General features: G+C 54.4%; 22 protein-coding genes. 9 read left to right on the top strand and 13 right to left on the bottom strand.

Annotated features, from left to right (window positions below; translation table 11 throughout):
- Position 1: 1 nt before the first annotated feature.
- From J0A66_RS14610 to J0A66_RS14585, 6 genes are all read left to right on the top strand, one after another.
- Positions 2–2,197, top strand: a complete 2,196-nt coding sequence (locus J0A66_RS14610; RefSeq protein WP_206574574.1) for a chemotaxis protein CheA — start codon at positions 2–4, stop codon at positions 2,195–2,197.
- Entirely contained in the window at positions 2,197–3,309 is a 1,113-nt protein-coding gene (locus J0A66_RS14605) for a protein-glutamate methylesterase/protein-glutamine glutaminase (RefSeq protein ID WP_206574573.1), read from the top strand. Before J0A66_RS14610 ends, J0A66_RS14605 begins: the two co-directional genes overlap by 1 nt.
- Positions 3,310–3,344: 35 nt before the next feature.
- Positions 3,345–4,124, top strand: coding sequence for an AAA family ATPase (locus J0A66_RS14600; RefSeq protein WP_206574572.1), 780 nt, complete (start codon positions 3,345–3,347; stop codon positions 4,122–4,124).
- A complete protein-coding gene (locus J0A66_RS14595; RefSeq protein WP_206574571.1) occupies positions 4,121–4,795 on the top strand; it encodes a chemotaxis protein CheW in 675 nt (224 codons plus the stop codon). The genes J0A66_RS14600 and J0A66_RS14595 overlap by 4 nt, the downstream gene beginning before the upstream one ends.
- Positions 4,796–4,811: 16 nt before the next feature.
- Positions 4,812–5,300 (top strand): chemotaxis protein CheW, encoded by a 489-nt coding sequence (locus J0A66_RS14590; protein WP_206574570.1) that lies wholly within the window; start codon positions 4,812–4,814, stop codon positions 5,298–5,300.
- A 75-nt stretch (positions 5,301–5,375) separates the two neighbouring features.
- Positions 5,376–5,786: a DUF2802 domain-containing protein gene (locus J0A66_RS14585; protein WP_206574569.1), complete on the top strand. Its 411-nt coding sequence runs from the start codon at positions 5,376–5,378 to the stop codon at positions 5,784–5,786.
- Between the two features lie 132 nt (positions 5,787–5,918).
- Here J0A66_RS14585 and J0A66_RS14580 read toward each other — a convergent pair whose 3' ends face one another.
- Together J0A66_RS14580 and J0A66_RS14575 are read right to left on the bottom strand one after the other, a co-directional pair.
- On the bottom strand, positions 5,919–8,087 hold the full coding sequence (locus tag J0A66_RS14580) for a malate synthase G (RefSeq protein WP_206574568.1): 2,169 nt from the start codon (positions 8,085–8,087) through the stop codon (positions 5,919–5,921).
- Positions 8,088–8,293: 206 nt separating this feature from the next.
- Complete coding sequence (locus tag J0A66_RS14575) at positions 8,294–9,241, bottom strand: LysR family transcriptional regulator (protein ID WP_206574567.1); 948 nt, start codon at positions 9,239–9,241, stop codon at positions 8,294–8,296.
- Between the two features lie 206 nt (positions 9,242–9,447).
- On the opposite strand from J0A66_RS14575, the gene J0A66_RS14570 reads away from it, so the two are divergent.
- Positions 9,448–11,040 (top strand): isocitrate lyase, encoded by a 1,593-nt coding sequence (locus J0A66_RS14570; RefSeq protein ID WP_206574566.1) that lies wholly within the window; start codon positions 9,448–9,450, stop codon positions 11,038–11,040.
- Between the two features lie 101 nt (positions 11,041–11,141).
- Here J0A66_RS14570 and J0A66_RS14565 read toward each other — a convergent pair whose 3' ends face one another.
- From J0A66_RS14565 to J0A66_RS14515, 11 genes are all read right to left on the bottom strand, one after another.
- On the bottom strand, positions 11,142–11,534 hold the full coding sequence (locus J0A66_RS14565) for a cupin domain-containing protein (protein ID WP_206574565.1): 393 nt from the start codon (positions 11,532–11,534) through the stop codon (positions 11,142–11,144).
- 223 nt (positions 11,535–11,757) lie between these two features.
- The gene (locus tag J0A66_RS14560; RefSeq protein ID WP_206574564.1) at positions 11,758–12,483 is read right to left on the bottom strand and encodes a YebC/PmpR family DNA-binding transcriptional regulator; all 726 of its coding nucleotides are present in this window, start codon (positions 12,481–12,483) and stop codon (positions 11,758–11,760) included.
- 162 nt (positions 12,484–12,645) lie between these two features.
- Positions 12,646–13,194: a rhomboid family intramembrane serine protease gene (locus J0A66_RS14555; protein WP_206574563.1), complete on the bottom strand. Its 549-nt coding sequence runs from the start codon at positions 13,192–13,194 to the stop codon at positions 12,646–12,648.
- 10 nt (positions 13,195–13,204) lie between these two features.
- Complete coding sequence (locus tag J0A66_RS14550) at positions 13,205–14,368, bottom strand: glutathionylspermidine synthase family protein (RefSeq protein ID WP_206574562.1); 1,164 nt, start codon at positions 14,366–14,368, stop codon at positions 13,205–13,207.
- Positions 14,369–14,393: 25 nt separating this feature from the next.
- Entirely contained in the window at positions 14,394–14,759 is a 366-nt protein-coding gene (locus J0A66_RS14545) for a four helix bundle protein (RefSeq protein ID WP_206574561.1), read from the bottom strand.
- Between the two features lie 30 nt (positions 14,760–14,789).
- Complete coding sequence (locus tag J0A66_RS14540) at positions 14,790–15,398, bottom strand: DUF1190 family protein (protein WP_206574560.1); 609 nt, start codon at positions 15,396–15,398, stop codon at positions 14,790–14,792.
- A 12-nt stretch (positions 15,399–15,410) separates the two neighbouring features.
- Positions 15,411–15,827 carry a DUF350 domain-containing protein gene (locus tag J0A66_RS14535; protein ID WP_206574559.1) on the bottom strand — a complete coding sequence of 139 codons (417 nt, stop codon included), beginning with the start codon at positions 15,825–15,827 and terminating at the stop codon, positions 15,411–15,413.
- Between the two features lie 493 nt (positions 15,828–16,320).
- The gene (locus J0A66_RS14530) at positions 16,321–16,968 is read right to left on the bottom strand and encodes a YjfK family protein (RefSeq protein WP_206574558.1); all 648 of its coding nucleotides are present in this window, start codon (positions 16,966–16,968) and stop codon (positions 16,321–16,323) included.
- Entirely contained in the window at positions 16,958–18,004 is a 1,047-nt protein-coding gene (locus tag J0A66_RS14525) for a potassium channel family protein (protein ID WP_241264208.1), read from the bottom strand. The genes J0A66_RS14530 and J0A66_RS14525 overlap by 11 nt, the downstream gene beginning before the upstream one ends.
- A gap of 13 nt (positions 18,005–18,017) precedes the next feature.
- Positions 18,018–18,698: a PspA/IM30 family protein gene (locus J0A66_RS14520; RefSeq protein ID WP_206574557.1), complete on the bottom strand. Its 681-nt coding sequence runs from the start codon at positions 18,696–18,698 to the stop codon at positions 18,018–18,020.
- A 12-nt stretch (positions 18,699–18,710) separates the two neighbouring features.
- Positions 18,711–19,100: a DUF2170 family protein gene (locus tag J0A66_RS14515; RefSeq protein ID WP_206574556.1), complete on the bottom strand. Its 390-nt coding sequence runs from the start codon at positions 19,098–19,100 to the stop codon at positions 18,711–18,713.
- Positions 19,101–19,281: 181 nt separating this feature from the next.
- Here J0A66_RS14515 and J0A66_RS14510 point away from each other — a divergent pair, with 181 nt between their 5' ends.
- Together J0A66_RS14510 and queA are read left to right on the top strand one after the other, a co-directional pair.
- Positions 19,282–19,569 (top strand): DUF6471 domain-containing protein, encoded by a 288-nt coding sequence (locus tag J0A66_RS14510; protein ID WP_206574555.1) that lies wholly within the window; start codon positions 19,282–19,284, stop codon positions 19,567–19,569.
- An 80-nt stretch (positions 19,570–19,649) separates the two neighbouring features.
- Positions 19,650–20,690: a tRNA preQ1(34) S-adenosylmethionine ribosyltransferase-isomerase QueA gene (gene queA / locus J0A66_RS14505; RefSeq protein WP_206574554.1), complete on the top strand. Its 1,041-nt coding sequence runs from the start codon at positions 19,650–19,652 to the stop codon at positions 20,688–20,690.
- Positions 20,691–20,788 lie beyond the last annotated feature (98 nt).

The following is a 20,788-nucleotide window of genomic DNA, read 5'->3' as shown; positions in this document are numbered from 1 at the left end:
CATGGCGTTTGATGTTGACGAGGATATCTTACAAGACTTCCTGGTTGAGGCCGGAGAGATCCTGGAGTTATTACAGGAACAGCTTGTCGATCTGGAGAACAACCCCGAAGACGCCGATTTGCTGAATGCCATCTTCCGAGGATTCCATACGGTCAAAGGGGGCGCCGGCTTTCTGTCGCTGACCGAACTGGTTGACGCCTGCCACGGCGCAGAGAACGTGTTTGACGTCTTGCGTACGGGTAAGCGCCAGGTGACAGCCGAACTGATGGATGTCATCCTTCAGGCTCTGGATACCATCAACGAGATGTTTGCCAGCGTGAAGGCGAGGGAACCACTGGAGCCGGCCGACCCGGAATTACTGGATGCCCTGCACCGCCTGAGCAAACCCGAATCTGCAGACGAAGCCGCCCCTGCGCCGTCCAAAGCCGAACCAAAACCCCAGCCTGCCCCGGAACCGTCACCGGCCGCTGCCAGTGACGGTGGCGAAGGGGATATTGACGAAATCAGCGAGGATGAATTTGAGGCCCTGCTGGACGAGTTACATGGTCCGGGAGGCGCCCCTGCCGCCAAGGCCCCCGCTGCGCCTGCGCCTCCTGTAACGGGCGATGGGGACGAAGATATTACCGACGATGAATTTGAAGCCTTGCTTGACCAGTTACATGGTGAAGGCAAGTTCCACGCAGAGAAGCCTGCCCCGGCACCTGTTGCAAAAACACCTCCACCTGCTCCTTCCAGCTCGGTCTCCGACAGCGATGACATGACCGACGATGAGTTCGAGGCATTGCTCGACCAGTTGCATGGTGAGGGCAAGGCACCCAATGTCGAGGCTCCACCGGCGGAAAAAGCTGCCAAGTCGACGCCAAGTCCAGCCGTTGCCCAGAAAAAGCCCGCGCCTGAGCCGGCTAAAACGGCTGCTCCGGCACCTAAGGCTGATGAAAAGGCCTCTGCGCCGGTGGCCGCCAAGAAGGATGACAAGAAGGCCCCGGCTGCGCCGCCGGCTGAAACCACCGTCAGGGTGGACACCAAGCGTCTGGATCAGATCATGAACATGGTGGGCGAACTGGTGCTGGTGCGTAACCGGTTGCTGAGTCTGGGTGTCAATGTCAACAATGAAGACATGTCCAAGGCCATCGCCAACCTGGATGTGGTAACAGGCGATCTGCAGGGTGCGGTGATGAAGACCCGCATGCAGCCGATCAAGAAGGTCTTCGGACGTTTCCCCCGGGTGGTGCGTGATTTGGCCCGCAGCCTGAAAAAAGAAATCAATCTCAATCTGGTGGGTGAAGAGACCGACCTGGACAAAAATCTGGTGGAGGCTCTGGCCGACCCCTTGGTGCATCTGGTCCGCAACTCAGTGGATCACGGCATAGAAATGCCGGATGATCGTGAAGCCGCCGGTAAGAAACGTACCGGGACCGTGACCCTGTCAGCGTCCCAGGAAGGGGATCATATCCTGCTGACCATCGAAGACGATGGTAAGGGCATGGATCCGGAAAAACTGAAGGAAATTGCCATCAGCCGCGGTGTGCTGGATGCCGATGCGGCGGGGCGTATGTCCGATGTGGAAGCCTTCAATCTGATATTCGCCCCGGGCTTCTCCACCAAGACCGAAATCTCCGATATATCCGGCCGTGGTGTCGGCATGGACGTGGTCAAGACCAAGATCAACCAACTCAACGGCACGGTGCATATTCATTCCGAGAAGGGGGTGGGAACACGCCTGGAGATCAAGGTACCCCTGACACTGGCGATATTGCCAACCCTGATGGTGATCGTTGGCGAGCAGACTTTTGCCCTGCCGCTGGCAGCGGTAAGCGAAATTATCAACGTCGACATGAGCAAGACCAATACGGTGGATGGTCAGTTGACCATGATAGTGCGTTCCAAGGCCATTCCCCTGTTCTACCTCAAGGAGTGGCTCAATCGCAGCAAGGAAAAGGTCAAGATCGACAAGGCCAAGGGCCATGTGGTGGTGGTTCAGATTGGTACCCAGCAGGTGGGCTTTGTGGTGGACGCCCTGATTGGTCAGGAAGAGGTGGTTATCAAACCATTGGATGCCTTGTTGCAGGGCACCCCGGGCATGGCCGGTGCCACTATCACCAGTGACGGCGGTATTGCTTTGATACTGGATGTTCCCAGTCTCCTGAAGCGGTACGCCAGAAAAGGTCTGAAAGACAACAAGAAATTAAGCAAGTAATGCGATACAAAGTGCTGGTGGTTGATGATTCGACCTTCTTTCGCAAGCGGGTGGCCGGCTTTCTGAATCAGGATCCCGGCCTGACTGTGGTGGGTGAGGCGAAAAACGGCAAAGAAGCCATCGCCATGGCGGCCGAGCTCAAGCCTGATGTCATTACCATGGACATTGAGATGCCGGTCATGGATGGCATCAGTGCGGTCAGACAGATCATGGCTGCCAACCCCACCCCTATCCTGATGTTTTCCTCACTGACCCATGAAGGCGCCCAGGCCACACTGGACGCGCTGGATGCCGGGGCGCTGGATTTTCTGCCGAAGAAATTCGAGGATATTGCCAGGGAGCGGGCCGAAGCCATCTCGCTCTTACAACAGCGCGTCAGGGCCCTGGCCCGGCGCAGGTTATACAGTCGTCCGGTAAGCAGCCTGAGTCGTCTGCGCGAAGCGGACAGACCGGCTTTGCGGGACAAGCCCATTCCACCCAGAGCGCCGGTAACCGGAGGCGAATCCGTTCGTCTGAGCCGCGCCTCAGGCAAGCGCTATGCGGCACTGGCCATAGGGGCTTCCACCGGCGGACCGGTCGCCCTGCAAACCATACTGACCAAGTTGCCGGCCAATTTTCCTTATCCCATCTTTCTGGTGCAGCATATGCCCGGTACCTTTACCTCTGCCTTTGCCGCCAGGATGAACAACCTTTGCCAGATTAAGGTCAAGGAAGCAGAGAACGGTGAGCCCGTGCAGCCGGGTTGTGCTTATCTGGCGCCGGGTGGTAAGCAAATGCTGGTGGAAGGCACCAGCCGGGCATGCCGGATCCGCATCATCGAAGATCCCGCGCACCAGGCCATTACCTATAAGCCCAGTGTGGATTTAAGCTTTGCTTCATTGTCGAGAATTTATGGTGGCGATGTGCTGGGTGTGATTCTGACCGGGATGGGCGCCGATGGCAGGGACGGTTGCCATTCCCTTAAGCAGCGTGGAGCGACCATTTGGGCCCAGGACGAGAAAAGCTGCGTGGTCTATGGGATGCCCCAGGCTGTGACTGTGGCCGGACTCTCTTCGGCCAGTATGGATCTGGTCGACATGGCCGCCAATATTCTGCTGGAAATGTCGGTCTGACAGTCCGACAGAGTCTGAATCTAAAAGGTTAAGATGTGATTGTCTGGACTGTGGCGAATCAGAAAGGGGGAGTGGGTAAGACCACCTCCACCGTAACGCTGGGCGCCCTGCTGGCCCAGCAGGGCAAACGGGTAATCCTGGTAGATACGGATCCCCATGCTTCCCTTAGCTACTACTTCGGCGTGGATTCAGAAGAGCTGTCCACCAGTCTCTACGATGTCTTTACCTCAGCCAAAAAACTGACCGCAGACCGGGTACTGGACTGCCTGTGTCCGACCAAACTGGACTCCCTGTTTATCCTGCCCGCCACCATGGCGTTGGCGACACTGGACAGGACAATGGGTAACCAGGGCGGCATGGGCCTGGTATTGAAAAAGGCCCTGCAGCTGGTAGAGAAGGAATTTGACTTTGCCCTGATGGATTGCCCTCCTGTCCTGGGGGTGTTAATGGTCAATGCCCTGGCGGCCTGCCACCGTATCCTTATTCCGGTACAGACTGAATTTCTCGCTCTCAAGGGGCTGGATCGTATGATGCATACCCTGGAAATCATGCAGAAATCCCAGCCCCATCCTTATCGGTTTACTATTATTCCCACCATGTTTGATAAGCGAACCAATGCGGCCATCGAGGCTTACCGGAAGTTGCGCGAGACCTACGGTGATCTGGTCTGGAACGGGGTGATCCCGGTGGATACGCGCTTCCGAGATGCCAGTCAGGCCCAGAGTCCACCGCCGGTGTTCTGTCCCAGGAGCCGGGGAGTATTTGCCTATAACAGCCTGCTCAAGTACCTGTTGTCGCTGGAGAGTCCGGCATGAGCAAGGGACAGTTTGCCAATGAAAAGGTGATGGAAGATTATCTGTCGGCTTTGCTGACAGATGATCCGGTGGTCGACCCCATTCAACGGGACTCCGTGGCCAGATTACTGGAAAAGGCCAGGGAGGACGTGGCTCAGATACAGGAAGCCACATCCGAGGTGCCCCCCCCAGCGCCTGAACGGCAAAAGACCCTACCTGAAGAACCTGAGTATCGCCGTGGCCGGTTTCAGGCCTTGTACTTCCGTGTCGCAGGGTTGGTGCTGGCAGTGCCGTTGACAGAACTGGGCGGGATCCACAAGATGGATAAGACCTCCCCTTTGATTGGTGGGCCGGATTGGTTCAGCGGGGTGATGTTGCATCGGGATGAAAAGCTCAAAGTGGTGGATACCGCACAATGGGTGATGCCAGAAAAATATAATGAAACACTGGCAGAATCCTTAAATTATCAATATCTTATTATGTTAGAGAACAGTGGTTGGGGTTTATGCTGCGAATCACTGATTAATACGGTCACCCTGGAACAGGACGACGTGAAGTGGCGAGAGAGTCACGGAAAGCGCCCCTGGCTGGCGGGACTCGTGAAAGAAAAGATGTGTGCCCTGATAAATGTCAAAGAAATGGTGACGCTGCTGAATCAGGGGCTTGGCAGTAGAGAAGACGACGAGGCGTAACCCGGGAGCGAGTCTTATGAGTGATGACAGAAACAGCAGTGCTGCAGCAGGCAAAGACGAGGTCCTGCAATGGGTGACATTCAGGCTGGGCGATGAAACCTACGGCATCAATGTGATGCAGGTACAGGAAGTACTCAGGTATACGGAAATCGCTCCCGTGCCGGGTGCTCCTGACTATGTGCTGGGTATTATCAACCTGCGCGGGAACGTGGTGACAGTGATAGATACCCGGGCCAGGTTCGGTCTGGATGCCAATGAAGTGTCTGACAATACCCGTATTGTGATAATCGAATCGGACCAGCAGGTGGTGGGCATTCTGGTCGACAGTGTGGCTGAGGTGGTTTATCTCAAGTCCTCTGAAATAGACAGCGCACCTAATGTGGGAACCGAAGAAAGCGCCAAATTTATTCAGGGCGTCAGCAATCGTGAGGGAGAGCTGTTAATCCTGGTGGATCTGAATAAACTGTTGACGGACGAAGAGTGGGATGAAATCAGTAGCCTGTAGCAGGCATGCTCATGAATTAGCAGTGAACAGAAAAATACCCGGATAACCGGGTATTTTTATATGGAGAGGTAAAACATGACGCCGATTGAGATCGTCCTGGCAACGCTGATGCTGGTCTGCCTGGTGCTGATAGCCATGGTTTGGCACCTTTTCCGGCGGATCAGCGACAACCAGGCCTTTGCCGGATCCCTGGAGGACAAGCTGGGCTCCCAGGAAGAAAAGCTGTTGTTACAGCAGGAAGGGCTGCATGAACTCAGGGTAAGCAGTATTGGCATGGGCGACAGGATCAAAGGTCTGGAGCGGGAACTGCGCACTTTGCACGACAAGCAACTGGAGCTGGCCGACATGGACCCTGATACCCGTTTGTATTCCCATGCGGTCAAACGCTTGCAACAGGGTGCCACGGTCGAAGAGGTGATGGAAGAATGTGAACTGCCCCGTGCGGAAGCGGAGCTATTGTTCAGCATTCATGGAAAGAATGAGTGACTGGGCGAGTCACAGATGACGAGTGACAAGTAACAAATAACAAGGGTTACTGATTACTACTAATGACGAGCAGAATATTTCTCAAGTTATTGATACTTTTTTATTCTTCTCGTCCCTCGTCCCTCGTCCCTCTCAGTCGACCCTCGATTTCATCTCCAGACGCTTTTTGTGCAAAACCGGCTCAGTGTAGCCACTGGGCTGGGTGGTACCGGCAAAGATAAGCTCACTGGCGGCTTGAAAAGCGATAGCCTGGTCAGGGTTGGGGGTCATGGGGATATAGTCCGGGTCCCCTGCATTTTGCTTATCCACCAGTTTGGCCATTTTCTCCAGTGAGGCCTGCACCTGGTCTTTACTGACGATCTCATGCAGTAGCCAGTTAGCAATGTGCTGGCTGGAGATACGCAGGGTGGCCCGATCTTCCATCAGGCCCACGTTGCTGATGTCCGGCACTTTGGAGCAGCCAACGCCCTGGTGAACCCAGCGCACCACATAGCCCAGAATACCCTGCACATTGTTATCCAGCTCTCTCTGGATCTCCTCACTGGTGAGAATACGGTTTTGGTCCATCAGCGGAATACTGAGGATGTCATCCAGGCCATCGAAGGCTTGCGCTTTAAGCTGATTTTGTACCGCAAACACATCCACTTGGTGATAATGCAGCGCATGCAGGGTGGCGGCAGTGGGTGATGGCACCCAGGCGGTGTTGGCGCCGGCCTTGGGATGGCCCAGTTTGGTCTCCATCATCTGGTGCATCTGATCGGGAATGGGCCACATGCCCTTGCCAATCTGCGCCTTACCGGACAGTCCACAAGCCAGGCCCGTGGCCACATTGGCTTTTTCATAGGCCTGGATCCAGGCCATGGCTTTAAGCTCTGCCTTGGGGGCAAAGGCTCCGGCCAGCATACTGGTGTGGATCTCATCGCCGGTGCGGTCCAAAAAGCCGGTGTTGATAAAGATCACCCTGTTGCGGGCGGCAGCGATACAGGCCTTGAGGTTGACCGTGGTGCGACGTTCCTCATCCATAATGCCCATCTTCAGGGTATGGGGGGCGAGATCCAGTAAGCTCTCTACCCTGGCAAACAAAGTATTGGTGAAGGCCACCTCATCAGGGCCGTGCATTTTGGGTTTCACGATATACACACTGCCGGTTTCAGAATTCTGAAATTTCCCCAGTTTGAGCAGGTCGTGCTTGGCAATCAGGCTGGTGATTACCGCATCCATAATGCCCTCAGGAATATCCCGGCCCTGATATTGAATAGCCGGATTGGTCATCAGATGACCGACGTTTCGCACCAGCATCAGGCTGCGGCCTTTAAGGGTCACTGATGAGCCGTCAGGAGCGGTATACTGCCGGTCCGGATTCATGGCCCGCTGAACCTGCTTGCCTGCTTTTTCCAGGCTGGTGGTCAGGGTGCCGTGCATCAGGCCCAGCCAATTTTGATAGACCAGGGTTTTATCCTCCCCATCCACAGCGGCCACCGAGTCTTCGCAATCCATTATGGTGGTCAAGGCAGATTCAAGCAGAATATCCTTTATGGCCGCCGGATCCGCCTGACCGATGGGATGGTTGGCATCAAACTGGATCTCGGCATGCAGTCCGTGGTGTTTGAGCAAAATAGCCTTGGGTCCGTCTGCCTCTCCCTGATAGCCAACAAAGGCCTTGGCGTCGCGCAGGCCGCTGATTTTACCGCTGTCCAGCCTGACCTTTAACTGACCCTCTTGAATCTGATAGGCGATGGCATACTGGTGAAAACCTTCCTCAAGGGGCGCGATTTTATCCAGCCACTGGCGGGCAAAGGCCACCACTTTGCGACCGCGCACCGGATTATATGCTTTGCCTCTTTCTGCGCCCTCATCCTCGGCAATCACATCGGTGCCATAGGCCGCATCATATAAACTGCCCCAACGGGCATTGGCAGCGTTTAATGCATAGCGGGCATTATTAATGGGTACCACCAATTGCGGTCCGGCCAGGCGGGCAATTTCCGCATCCACATTGGCAGTGTCGATCTCAGCCTGCTGCGGCACCGGCTGCAAATAACCGATATCCGTAAGGAACTGCTTATAATGCCCAGGCGCTGGTTTCTTGTGCTGGCGATGATAATCATCAATCAGGGTTTGCAGCGATTCACGCTTGGCCAACAGCGCCTGATTTTGTGGAATCAGCTCGGACAGAATCTGCTCGAACCCGGTCCAGAATTGTTCCGGGTTCACCCCGGAACCGGGCAACGCCTGTTCCTGTATAAAGCGGTACAGCTGGGCATGCACGGTGAGGTGGCCGGCTTCAATCATTTCTGCCATAACGGGCTCCTTGTTTTGTAGGGTCGGCTGACATATAGGCTTGGTATAAGCTTAGCGTCTGGCCAGTCTAGACAGGTCTGCTTTCTTTGTTGAGTTTATGAGAACAATACCCGGTATTCAGGATATTTATAGTGGGTGAGGAGTGAAGAGAGAGGAGTGAGGCATGAAGCGCAGGGCCGCATTGCGGCGACCCTAAATGGTAAGAATCAGGCCGGGGTTTCCAGTTCCTTGGCGATATCGATAATCAGCCGGCGCAGCCAGATATGCCCGGCATCATGTTGCAACAGGGCGCTCCAGGCCATTTTCAGGGCGATGGGCGGAATATCAAAAGGCGGCTCCAGGATCACCATATTGGGATCATCCTTGTAGATCCTGGCGGCCCGGCTGGGCAGGGTGGCAATCAGGTTCTGCTCCTTGGCCAGTTGCAACGCCACATGGTAATGGCGGGTAAAGACGCGGATATGGCGCTTCTTACCCAGCTTGGACAGTTCCAGATCCACCCAGCCCAGTTTCTGTACTTCGTTGGGATCAATGCCCACGCCCACCCCAAAGCCGGTCTTGCTAACCCAGATGTGCTGGCCTTTCAGATACTGATCCAGGGTAAAGTGTTTGACCACCGGATTATGCCGGTTAACCACACAGGAAAAGCTGTCATACCAGACCACCTTCTGGTGAAAAGACAGGGGCAGCTCCTCGAAACGGTTAATGGCCATATCCACCTTGCCATGCTCAACATCGTGGAAGGTCACATCGGAGGGGGTGATCACATCCAGGGTGATATTGGGCGCCTGCTGATTAAGCTGGCGAATAACCTCCAGCAGCAAGGTGGACTCGGCGTAATCACTGGCCATGATGCGAAACGTCCGCTCACTGGTCAGCGGGTCGAAATCGGTTTGTGGCTGGATGGCCGACTCCAGCCGGGACATGGCGTCGCGCACTACAGGTTGCAGCTGCAATGCGCGCTGGGTGGGGGTCATGCCTTCGCTGGTGCGCACCAGTATGGGATCATTAAACAGCTCGCGCAGGCGCTTAAGGCCGTTGCTCATGGCCGGCTGGGTGATGCTCAGTTGGTTGGCCGCCCGGGTCACACTTTTCTCCCGCATCAGCACATCGAAATACACCAGCAGGTTCAGGTCCACCTTCGCTATATTCATAAAATAAATACCCGTTATGAGATTTATAAATTGGTTGAATCATAACTGGCCGGGCTAGTCTTGTCAGTAACAGATTCACGGCCGCGACCTTAGGACCTTAAAGAGCTTAAGGGGTCCCGCCAGCAAGAAATCTGACTTTTGCAAAGTTGAAACAGGCGAGTCACTGAACCCTCAGCAGGCGAGCAAAGAACCGGAGAAAGAACCCTATGTCAGCTTATTTACAGGATATTGAAAACTTCAGGCAGTTGCTCAAAGAGCGTCAGACCTGGAACGCCATCAACCCGGAATACGCGGCCAGAATGAAGGCGCAAAATGGGTTTCGCACCGGTCTGGAGATCGCCCGTTATACTGCCTCCATTATGCGTAAGGATATGGCCGAGTACGACGCCGACCCGGCTGCTTACACACAGTCACTGGGATGCTGGCACGGTTTTATCGGTCAGCAGAAAATGATTTCCATCAAGAAGCATCATGGCAGCACGGACAAGCGCTATCTCTATCTGTCCGGCTGGATGATTGCCGCATTACGCAGTGAGTTTGGCCCATTGCCGGACCAGTCCATGCATGAGAAAACTGCCGTACCAGCCCTGATTGAAGAGCTGTATACCTTCCTGCGTCAGGCCGACGCCCGCGAGCTGGGCCATCTGTTTAAGTCCCTGGATGATGCCCGCGCTCTGGGGGAGACCGCCCAGGCCGCCGCCATTGAAAACCAGATTGAGAACTTTGAGACCCATGTGGTGCCCATTATCGCCGATATCGATGCCGGTTTTGGTAACGAGGAAGCCACCTACCTGCTGGCCAAGAAAATGATTGAAGCCGGCGCCTGCTGTATCCAGATTGAGAATCAGGTGTCAGATGCCAAACAGTGTGGCCACCAGGACGGCAAGGTCACTGTGCCACACGAAGATTTCCTGGCCAAGATCAACGCCGTGCGTTATGCCTTTTTGGAGCTGGGTGTGGAAGAGGGAGTCATTGTAGCCCGCACCGACTCACTGGGTGCCGGTCTGACCCAGAAGTTGCCGGTATCCCGTGAAGCGGGCGACCTGTCTGCCCAGTACAACAGCTTCCTGGAGACCACCCCGGTGACCTCCCTGGACGACTTGGCCGAAGGCGAGCAGGTATTGAAACTGAACGGTGAGCTGGTCAAGCCCACCCGTCTGCCTAACGGCCTGTATAAGTTCCGCGCCGGTACCGGCGAGCAGCGGGTGGTGCTGGATTGCATTACCAGTTTGCAAAACGGCGCCGACCTGTTGTGGATCGAAACCGAAAAGCCCCATATCGGCCAGATAGCCGGCATGGTCAATGAAATCCGCAAAGCGGTGCCGGATGCCAAGCTGGTGTACAACAACAGCCCGTCCTTTAACTGGACGCTGAATTTCCGTCAGCAGGTTTTCGATGCCTGGGCGGAGCAGGGCAAGGACTTGTCCGGCTATGACAGAAACAGCCTGATGAGCGCCGAGTACGATGTCTCCGAACTGGCTCTGGAAGCGGACCAGCGTATCCGCAGCTTCCAGGCCGATGCAGCCCGTGAGGCCGGTATCTTCCATCACCTGATCACCCTGCCCACTTACCATACGGCAGCGCTGTCCACCGACAACCTGGCCAAGGGCTACTTCGGTGAGGAAGGTATGCTGGCGTACGTGCAAGGGGTACAGCGCCGGGAAATCCGCGAGGGACTGGCCTGCGTCAAGCACCAGGATATGGCGGGCTCCAACCTTGGCGATGACCACAAGGAATACTTCTGTGGTGAGCAGGCACTGAAGGCCTCCGGTAAAGACAACACCATGAATCAGTTCTGATTTTAACAGTCCCAACCCAAAGCCGGCCAGGGCAACCTGCCGGCTTTTTTATGTCTGACCAGGATAAGTGACCGACCAGCTACCATCACCAACATTGCTGCTCAGGCTGGCTTGTGCCCCGTGTCTTGCCCCGGAGTAATAAATAACAAGCGGGTGGGGGTATCGGTATGGGCGGTATGCCAGGTGTTTTTGGGCACAATGACATAGTCACCGGGCTGACTAAGGGGGATTTTCTGTTCCCCCTGTGGCCTGTCCAGTAACAAAGTAACCCGACCGCTCAGTAGCATGACTATCTCGTCACCCTGAGGATGAATTTCCCAGCTTTGCCAATTACTGGTGAATTCATACTGTGCAATGAGTTCACAGCCTTTAAAGCCGGCAAAGTCGCGGTCCAAGTCCTGGTAAAGCGTCGGGCCGACCGGCACTGTAGAGGCGTTTTTGTTGCCGTCGAGCACAATAAAGTGCTCGTTGATATTGGCTGTCAGATTGGGCATTTTATCGTCCTTGTGAAGAATGGCAGGGTTGCCAGACTATAGTCCGGTTTTACCGCAAAGAACGCCAAGCCGCAAAGTCAATTCTTTGGATTGCTTCTCTTGGCGTCCTATGCGTGAGCAAACTGGATGGCAGCCTGAGGGTATAGCTGTGTCAATCGAGCCCACAAAAAAGCCCTCCTAATAAAGAGGGCTTTTTGCATTAAACGCTGGGGGGCAGCTAGCGTTACTGCTCTTCGACCTCAGCGTTATGGTAGATGTCCTGCACATCGTCGCAGTCGTTGAGCATATCCATAAACTTATGGAACATGGGTACGTCTTCACCGGTGACCTTGGTGGTGGTCTGGGGCACAAAGGTGATTTCCTCTGTTTCAAACTCGATGCCATCAAAAGCCTCGGTCAGGGCCGTTTTGACCTTGTAAAACTCGGTGTGGGGGGCGAATACCGTGACCATGCCGTCTTCCACTTCCACATCGGTGACGTCAGCATCGGCCATCATCAGGGCTTCCAGCACCGGCTCGTCGTCATCCCCTTTGAAGGAGAAGATAGCCTGATGATCAAACATATGCATCACCGCACCGGGGGCGCCGATCTTGGCATTGGTCTTGGTGAAACAGTTGCGCACATCGGTAATGGTGCGGTTGTTGTTATCAGTCAGGCAGTCGACAATCACCATACAACCGCCCGGGCCGTAGCCTTCATAGCGGGCCGGGGTATAGTCCTCGCCGCCGGCGCCTTTGGCTTTTTCAATGGCTTTCTCCACGACGTGGGCAGGCACCTGATCTTTCTTGGCTTTTTCCATCAAGCGCTTAAGGGCCACGTTAGTGTCCGGATCCGGCCCGCCATTTTTGGCGGTCACATAGATTTCTTTACCGTACTTTGAAAAGACTTTGCTTTTGGCGGCCTGGGTTTTGGCCATGGCCACTTTGCGAACTTCAAACGCTCTTCCCATGAATGACTCTCTTGCGTTAATTAGGATGCGGGAACGACCCATTCCATTGGTCAGCCCGCGGCGGCATACCCGCCCCGGACTCAGCAATCGAATGGGCCCTTGCTTCAAGGGCAGGGATTTTAACGTTTAGACGGGGGCTTTGACCAGTTTTGCTGCAGTCAATTACGACTTTTCCACTGGGCGGCCGTTCCAGTACCTTGCCGCAATCAGCCCCGACACCAGGCCAAACAGGTGGGATTCCCAGGAGATAAAATGCTGAGTGGGCAGAATGCCAAACACCAGGCTGCCATAAAATACCACCACCAGCACCGAGATCAGGATCTTAACCAGCTTACGGTGGTAAAAGCCGGCCAGCAGCAGAAAGCCAAACTGGCCATACACCAGGCCGCTGGCACCAATATGGTAGGCGGAGCGGCCAAACAGCCACACCATCAAACCGGTAAAGACAATAATCCACAGGCTGACCAACAGGTAGCGCTTCAGCCCGTACTCCAGCATCAGTGCGCCAAATACGGCCAGGGGCACAATATTGGACAGGAAATGCGAAATACTGCCATGCAGCCAGGGTGCGAGCACTATGCCCCACAGAGAATGGGCTTCGCGCGGCAATATCCCAAGATGGTTGAGAGTACGGGCGGTAAAGAAGTTCACCAGTTCTACCGCCGCAAAACTGACCAACAGCCAGCCCAGTAATTTGTAGTCCCTGCTCATGCAAAACCTCCTAAAGAATGACGTGGGGCAGATAGCGGGACAGATCCTGGGTAATGGGGTTGATATCTTCCCGTACCGAGATCCCCGCTGCCTTGTCGTTGACCAGCCAGGAGCCAATCAGCGTATGATTATCGCCATAACGTGGCAGGGCAAACCAGCTCTGGTAAATATAGCCTTCTTCACCGTAAGGCCCAGGACTCTCCAGCAATGTTTGTTGGCCCTGTATCACACTGATGTTGGCCCCTTCCCTGGAGTAGATAGGCTTTTTCACCAGTTTCAGATCATGACTGGCGGGTAACTCGTCCTCGAACCAGGCCGGTAGCAGGTTGAGGTGTCCTTGAAACAACTTCCACAGCATGGGAAGCAGAGCCTTGTTGGACAGAACGGATTTCCACAGGGGTTCCAGCCAGTTCACTTCCGCGCCCTGGACAGACTCGCCAAACTCTTCGCGCTGCATAAATTCCCAGGGATAGAGTTTGAACAGGGTATGGATGGCCCCATCGCCAAGATCGGTAAAATGGCCTTTGTCAGATAATCCGATCTGCTCCATGTACACAAAATCGCTTTGCAGTCCCGCTTCACTGGCACAATCCTGCAGGTACTGGACAGTGCCTCTGTCTTCAACAGTTCCTTCGCAACAGGCAAAGTGCATCTGGTGGATGTTATAGTGACGGGCAATTTCGGCAAAGCGATTAACCAGTTTTTCCTGCAGGGAGTTAAACTGGTCGGCGCCTTTGCTGATCAGACCCCTGTCCACCTGTTCTTCCAGCCACAGCCATTGCCAGAAACCGGATTCATACAAACTGGTGGGTGTATCGGCATTGTTTTCCAGCAGTTTTGCCGGGCCCTGGCCCACATAGGCCAGATCCAGTCTCGAATACAAACTGGGATCCCGCCGTTCCCAGGAATCGGCAACCTGCTGCCAGAAGAACTCGGGAATGCAAAACCGCTTCAGCCATTGCTCATCCCTTACAACCTTATCCACTACCTCCAGGCACATCTGGTGCAGCTCTTCGGTGGGCGATTCAATATCCTCTTCTATTTGCCGCAGGGTGAACTGGTAATAGGCCGACTCGTCCCAGTAAGGCTCCCCATACAGGGTATGAAAATTAAAGCCGAATTCGCGGGCCTTCTGACGCCATTCAGGGCGGGGGGGAACGGGGATTCTTAACATGGCTTGAGTTATCAGTGTTCAGTTATCAGAGTTCCGTTTTCAGCATCAAGCTGTAGTCGAACAGATTTGATTGAGCCCCCAGCATGGCAGAAATCTCGCGGGTTTCACTTATCCAACTTTTTGCCAAGTCAGGCTCTAAATATTTGATGTCGACAGCGATGTAAAGCTGGGTTCTAAGCTCGCCGCAGGACCCTTTCGCGTATTGAAGAAACCGAATCCGCTCTTTTTTCGAGTCATACTCGATGCCTTCGGCAATATTGCTGGGGATAGATAATCCTGAGCGGGTTATCTGGTCTGGGAAACCAAAATCCGGGCAGTTTGACATGGCCTTGTACAAATCGGCAGACAATCGTGCGGAGCGTTTCCAGACATCCAGTTCTTCAAATCTCACTTAATATGGCCCATGCTCTTTGCCAACTTCTTATCCACCCCAGCCCTTTGAGCTGCTACCCCAGCTTGACTTGGCCCTGACCGAGCTGCCGAATCCACCCCGCTTGATGGTTTTGTTTACCGCTGGCTTGGGTTTGAAGGCATCCTGGCCGACCCGCAGCTTCCTGTCCTTGTAATAGCCATAGTCCCAGCCGTCGGCTGTAGTCCAGCGATATCGATAAGAAGAATAGGGCGAGTAGGAGGTAAACAATGGCTGGCTGTAGTAGCCCCGGGGCGACATCAGATTGCTAAGCATGTAGCCTGCCATAAAGGGCATGAAGAAGGACCCGCTGCTGGTTTCCACCGCCCGGCACTGTTCCTGACCAAAGTCATACTCACAATCTCTTTCGTTGCCGTATTTGGGCGCTGTCTTGGCCGCCTCCTGCAGGGCTTGCTCATAGGCCGCCATGCACTGTTCGGCAAACTCTGGGTTCTTGTCGATGCAATCATTCGCCGAGGTGTACACCGTCGCGTCCTGCTTGTTGCCACCACAGGCGCTGAGCAGAACGGTAGCCACACCCAGGGCCAGGGGCTTGGGTGAGAAACCCTTGCGCATGCGGCGCAGGTCTATGTTAGCGGTGCGTTTTCTTTGCTGTTCCATCTGTCTGACCTCCTAGTAAGTCATGCAGGCGGCATTCAACAGGCCCACGGCAACAGACATGGCCGCCAGCATGATCCCGGCGGAAATCTCGTTATTGTTGATGCGCTCGACGATCTTGGGCATAAAGGTAAAACGTAGCAGGGCGAAAGCCAGCAACTGGGCCACCAGTGCCACCAATCCCCAGATACCGAAATCGACCAGAGAGACGGCATTACTGGCCGCACCGGCCAATGCCAGACTGAAACCCACCATGGCACCGCCGAAGCCTACTGCCGCAGCGATGCTCTTTTCTTCCTTGACCAGTTTCCATTCATCATGGGGCGTGACCAGGGCATAGAGGATTTTGAAAACGAACAACAACACAATGGAAATGGCAAAATATAGGGCAAAATTGCCAACTCCTGCCAGTGACTGAGTAATGGACTCCATGGATAGCTCCTGTTTTATTGTCTGTATTGGGTAGGACTTTGCCTATCCTAACTTATCAGTTATCAGTTATCAGTTATCAGTTATCAGTTATCAGTTATCAGTTATTAAGAGGTTTCGCTGAATTAGTTTCAGTATCTTTAGGAGCAAAACATGGCCACGGCGCTTCATAACTTTCAGATAAGCCTTGCGCACGTCCCTGATGTTACTACTCCAGGTCGGGCGTCCTGAATACACATCCCTGTGGCCTGGTTCCAGCCGCGCATCTGACCACCATGGAAGGTGGAAATGCCGTTTTTGCAGGAGCAAAACATGGCCACGGCGCGTCGTAACTCTCAGATAAGCCTTGCGCACGTCCCTGGTGTTACTACTCCAGGTCGGACGTCCTTTAACACACATCCCTGTGGCCTGGTTCCAGCCACACCATCCACGGCGCGTCGTGCGGACCTCTCGGCGTGACGTTAGGTCACCCCTCGCTCGCTTCGCTCACCGGTCCTTACCCATTAATCCGGATATCCGCGGGCTGCAGGTTAAACCCCGTGCTGATCACCAGGCAGCGGTCGGCGCGGTTATCGATAATCTTTTCTTCGCCACACACCAGCAGGGTTTCCACTTCGTCTTCGCCAATCGGCCGCTCATACAGCATGACAAACTGATCGGTTTCACTGATGTCGCCGTCCTCTTCGTAGGTTTTTTCAGTCATGGCCACCGGCGGAGAGGCGTCGCCCACTGCGTCCCAGACACGCCTGAAACCATGTCCCTCAAGGGAGTACTCAGGCTTGGAAATACCGGCATTGATAAGGCTCTGCCACTGACTGTCCGAACCCACGGTTTTGGTCTCATAGAAATACCAGAGTTTCACATCGGTAATATGTTGCTCGGAGTCGCCTCCGTCCAGGACTACCTGCAAGAAGGCGTCATCGTCCGTATAGAAACGCAGAATCTTGCCCCCCGTATCCAGATGCACCTCACCCACTGCCTGAATCAGATGGGTACGGGCCGCCCCGTCAATAGTCAGCTCCGGCTCCAGGAGCCTGAGTCGCAGGTCGTCCAGTTCGAAGGATCCGCCCAGATACAGACCCATGATCTCAGGCGCTCTGGGCCCAGACGGCTTCTCCTTGCGACCGAATAATTTACTCAGCATACATTGCCTCCCAGTCGATCAGGCCGATTCGGTGAACGGCAATGTAGTAGAGTTTTTCACCCTCATTGAGCAGTCGCTCAGATTTGGGGTTGAGCTCGATATGCTTGCCGCCATCGGCCAGGCCAATCAGGGTGGCATCGTAGCGGGCCTTCATCTGCCGGAAGACCTGTCCCACGCTCAGTGGCTTGGGCAGGGCAGGCACCCGTGTTGAATACTGGGCCTGGCCTTCCTCTACACTCAGCAGATCATGATGCAGTAGGCTGGAACCCGGGTCGAAGGCTGATTTGGCCAGCATCTCCACCGCCACACTGGGCGTGCATTCCACGTTTGGACAGTGCTTTTGCAATAGCCTGGCCAGGCTCTCATCATGGAAATAGGCCAGAATATGGCCTTCAGGATTGCGCTGGTTGGCGTACAGTGCCGAGGTCATGGTCATATCGTCATCCGGATTATCGATGATGATGACTGCAGCGTCCCCGATGCAGGCCTTATCCATATCCGCATCCTGATTAAAGGACTCCACCCGCACGAATTCAATCTCATCCGGCATGGGGTTGTCTATTTCAGCCCTGACGCACAGCACTATTTCCTGGTGATCAGGGGCATGCTGGCGCTCACGCAGCAGGAGGTTGAGCAGATGGAGAGTGCGCTGGCCGTTCCAGCCAATCACCAGGATATGATTGAGTAGATGTAGTTGTTTCAAACCTTTGACTCCTTTGAACCACTGGTTGGAGACCCAGGCCGCAGCCCGGCCCAGTATCAGTGCGAAGAGGCTGAGTCCCACCGGGATAACAAAGAGGGACACCACATAGCGTCCGGCCTCTGTGGCAGGGGACAGATCGCCGTAGCCCACAGTGGAACTGGTGACCACCAGAAAATAGAGAAAATTCGGCCAGCCGGTTAGTGCCTCTTCGTCAGCCCAGTCCAGCAACCACCAGCTTGACAAGGCATAAAGGAAAAACGCCAGTACAATGGTGTACCAGCGTATGTCCTTCAGATAATGGGCGAGCAGCTTGCGCAGTTTCTGAAACGTCAAGCGCCAATCCTCCTTATTGGCCCAGAATTCTACTCAATTCATCGTCGGCGGAGGCCTTGCCTCCTTTGATGCCGGCAGATGCCAGGCGGGATTCCAGATCGTCACTGGACTCCTGACTGGCCAGTTCCTCAGCCGCTTCCAGCTCGGCGCTGCGCATGGTCTGGCGCTTCTGGATCCGGTCCAGGGACTCGGTGGCGGTCTTCATTTTGCTGTTGGCTCCCAGATGGCGTGACGATACGGCGACCTGGGCTTTTTGCACCGATTCGGTGGCCTTGACCATATCCACCTGTTGTTCCAGGCGGCGCAGGTTGGCTTTGGCCTGACTGATGTTGGCAGCCAGTTTCTTTTCCGATTGCTGGAACTGGTCCAGGTACTTCTGCTCCGTGTCCATGTCGTTGCGAAGCTCCACCACCTTCTGCGCACAATCAAGAGCCAACTGGCGGTCCTTGTCAGCAGCCTGGCGGGCATGGGTTTCATAAGTGGCAATGGACTGTTGCAGGCTGTCCACTTTCTGCTGAGACAGTTTGCATTTGGCCAGAATCTGGGTGCGGGCATGGTCCGACTTTCGCAATTCTTCTTTGGCTTCGCGGATTTCCTGTTCGAGGATGCGGATAGCCTGGCTGTCGGCCACCGACTCGGCTGCTTCCGTGACGCCACCTTTTACTGCGGTAATGAGTTTTTTCCAAACAGACATGATGGTTTCCTCTTACTTCAAATGATCTTGATAGGCATCCAGAAAGGACGCCACGTTCTGGAACAAAGTATCCACTTCGATCTGGATACTCTCGGCTTTGGACTGAGAGCTTAATGCGCCAAAGGCCGTGTAATAATCTTCATCTGCCACAGTGGAAATCCCCACAGTCGTGAGGGGGAACAGCATATGGGTTCTGAGTATTTCATCGTTGAGAGCCCCTTTGTCCTGCACTTCTTTGGCGGCAAACAATAAGGTTTCAACCAGAATCTGCTCGCCACTGATGGCCAGCCAGGCGTCAATCCCGTCCGCATTGGCAATCAGCAGGCAATCCTGTTGTCGGGTGACCACCAGGTCATCCTGTTTCGATAGCAGGGTTTCCAGTGCTTCGAGGTCCCAGGTCATGTGTTACTCCTTCAAAAAGTGGCTAATCCTGGACAGCATATAAAACCTGCACGGTTCGTGCAGCTTTATGGGGGATAATCTTAGCCAGGGAATTTCTTTCTAGTCAAATTTTATTTTTATTTTTGTGTAAAATAAGTTTGTAATGTAAATTATTAGTCACATTTAGTTCTGTGGGGTGAGTATGCGATCCGAACCGGCGAAAATCAATGGGGGCCATTGGCGGCAACTAGTACAGCGGCTGCTCAAGGCCGAAATGTCCCGACGCGGTGTCAGGTATCAGGATCTGAGTGACAGGTTGGCCAGCGTCGGTATTCATCAAAGCGCAGATAACCTGAGAAATAAAGTCAACAAAGGTATTTTGGGCGCCGATCTCTTGTTACAAATTATGATTGTCCTCAACGTACGGCGCATCGAACGTGAGGATTTGCTGGACATTTTTGCCGATATGGGGGTTAAGCTGCCTGATTAACAACTTGGCAGGACAGCGGCCAGGCTGGGATTTTATTGCTTCAACCCCTAGAATAGGCGCCCCGTGTTTGAGGCCGAGCCATGAAAGTTTCCGATTTCCATTTTGATCTTCCTGATGAGCTGATTGCCCGCTATCCGATGGCCGAGCGGTCAGCCAGCCGCCTGTTGCACCTCAAGGGTAATAGCGGTGTTGTTGAACACCGCCAGTTTGCTGACATCGTCGGGCTGCTTGAACCCGGCGATCTGCTGGTGTTTAACAATACCCGGGTGATCCCGGCACGCTTGCTGGGCCATAAGGAAAGCGGCGGCAGGGTGGAAGTGCTGGTTGAACGGGTACTGGATGAGCACCGGGTATTGGCCCATGTGCGGGCTAACAAGGCGCCTAAGCCCGGCAATTTGTTGATTTTGGAAGACAGAGTGCATGCCCGCATGACTGGCCGGCAGGATGCACTGTTCGAACTGAGATTCGAAAACCCGGAGACGGTATTGACCCTGCTGGAAAGATACGGCCATATGCCACTTCCACCCTACATAGACCGTCCCGATGAGGGGGCGGACCGTGAGCGTTATCAGACGGTTTACAGTCAAAAACCAGGGGCGGTGGCGGCTCCGACGGCGGGGTTACATTTTGATGAGGGGATACTGGCCAAACTGAATGAAAAAGGTGTGAATACGGCCTTTGTGACCTTGCATGTGGGGGCAGGCACCTTTCAGCCGGTTCGTGTGGACAACATCCTTGAACATCAGATGCACTCCGAGTATGCGGAAGTCCCTCAGGAGGTAGTGGATGCAGTACTGGCAACCAAAGCCGCCGGCAAGCGGGTGGTTGCGGTGGGCACCACCTCGGTCAGGTCACTGGAGTCGGCGGCCCGGACCAGCCTTGAAGCCCAAGAGCCTCTAAAACCCTTTTTCAGTGACACGGATATCTTTATTTACCCGGGTTATGAGTTCCAGTTGGTGGATGCCATGCTGACCAATTTCCATCTTCCCGAGTCCACACTGATTATGCTGGTCAGCGCCTTTGCCGGTAAAGAGAATATTATGCGGGCCTATCAGCAGGCTATTGAACAGCAATATCGTTTCTTCAGTTACGGTGATGCCATGTTTATAGAGAAGCAGTGACATATTGCCTTTCTGGTGGCCGACTACTGATAACTTCAAGACAATCCTTTATAATCGCCGGCTGTTTTAATTCTTGTCCTCTCTGTAGGGCAGTTCAG

Origin of the sequence: Bowmanella dokdonensis (genome assembly GCF_017254865.1) — a bacterium.
Lineage (GTDB): Bacteria > Pseudomonadota > Gammaproteobacteria > Enterobacterales > Alteromonadaceae > Bowmanella > Bowmanella dokdonensis.
This window is presented reverse-complemented; position numbering and strand designations above follow the sequence as displayed.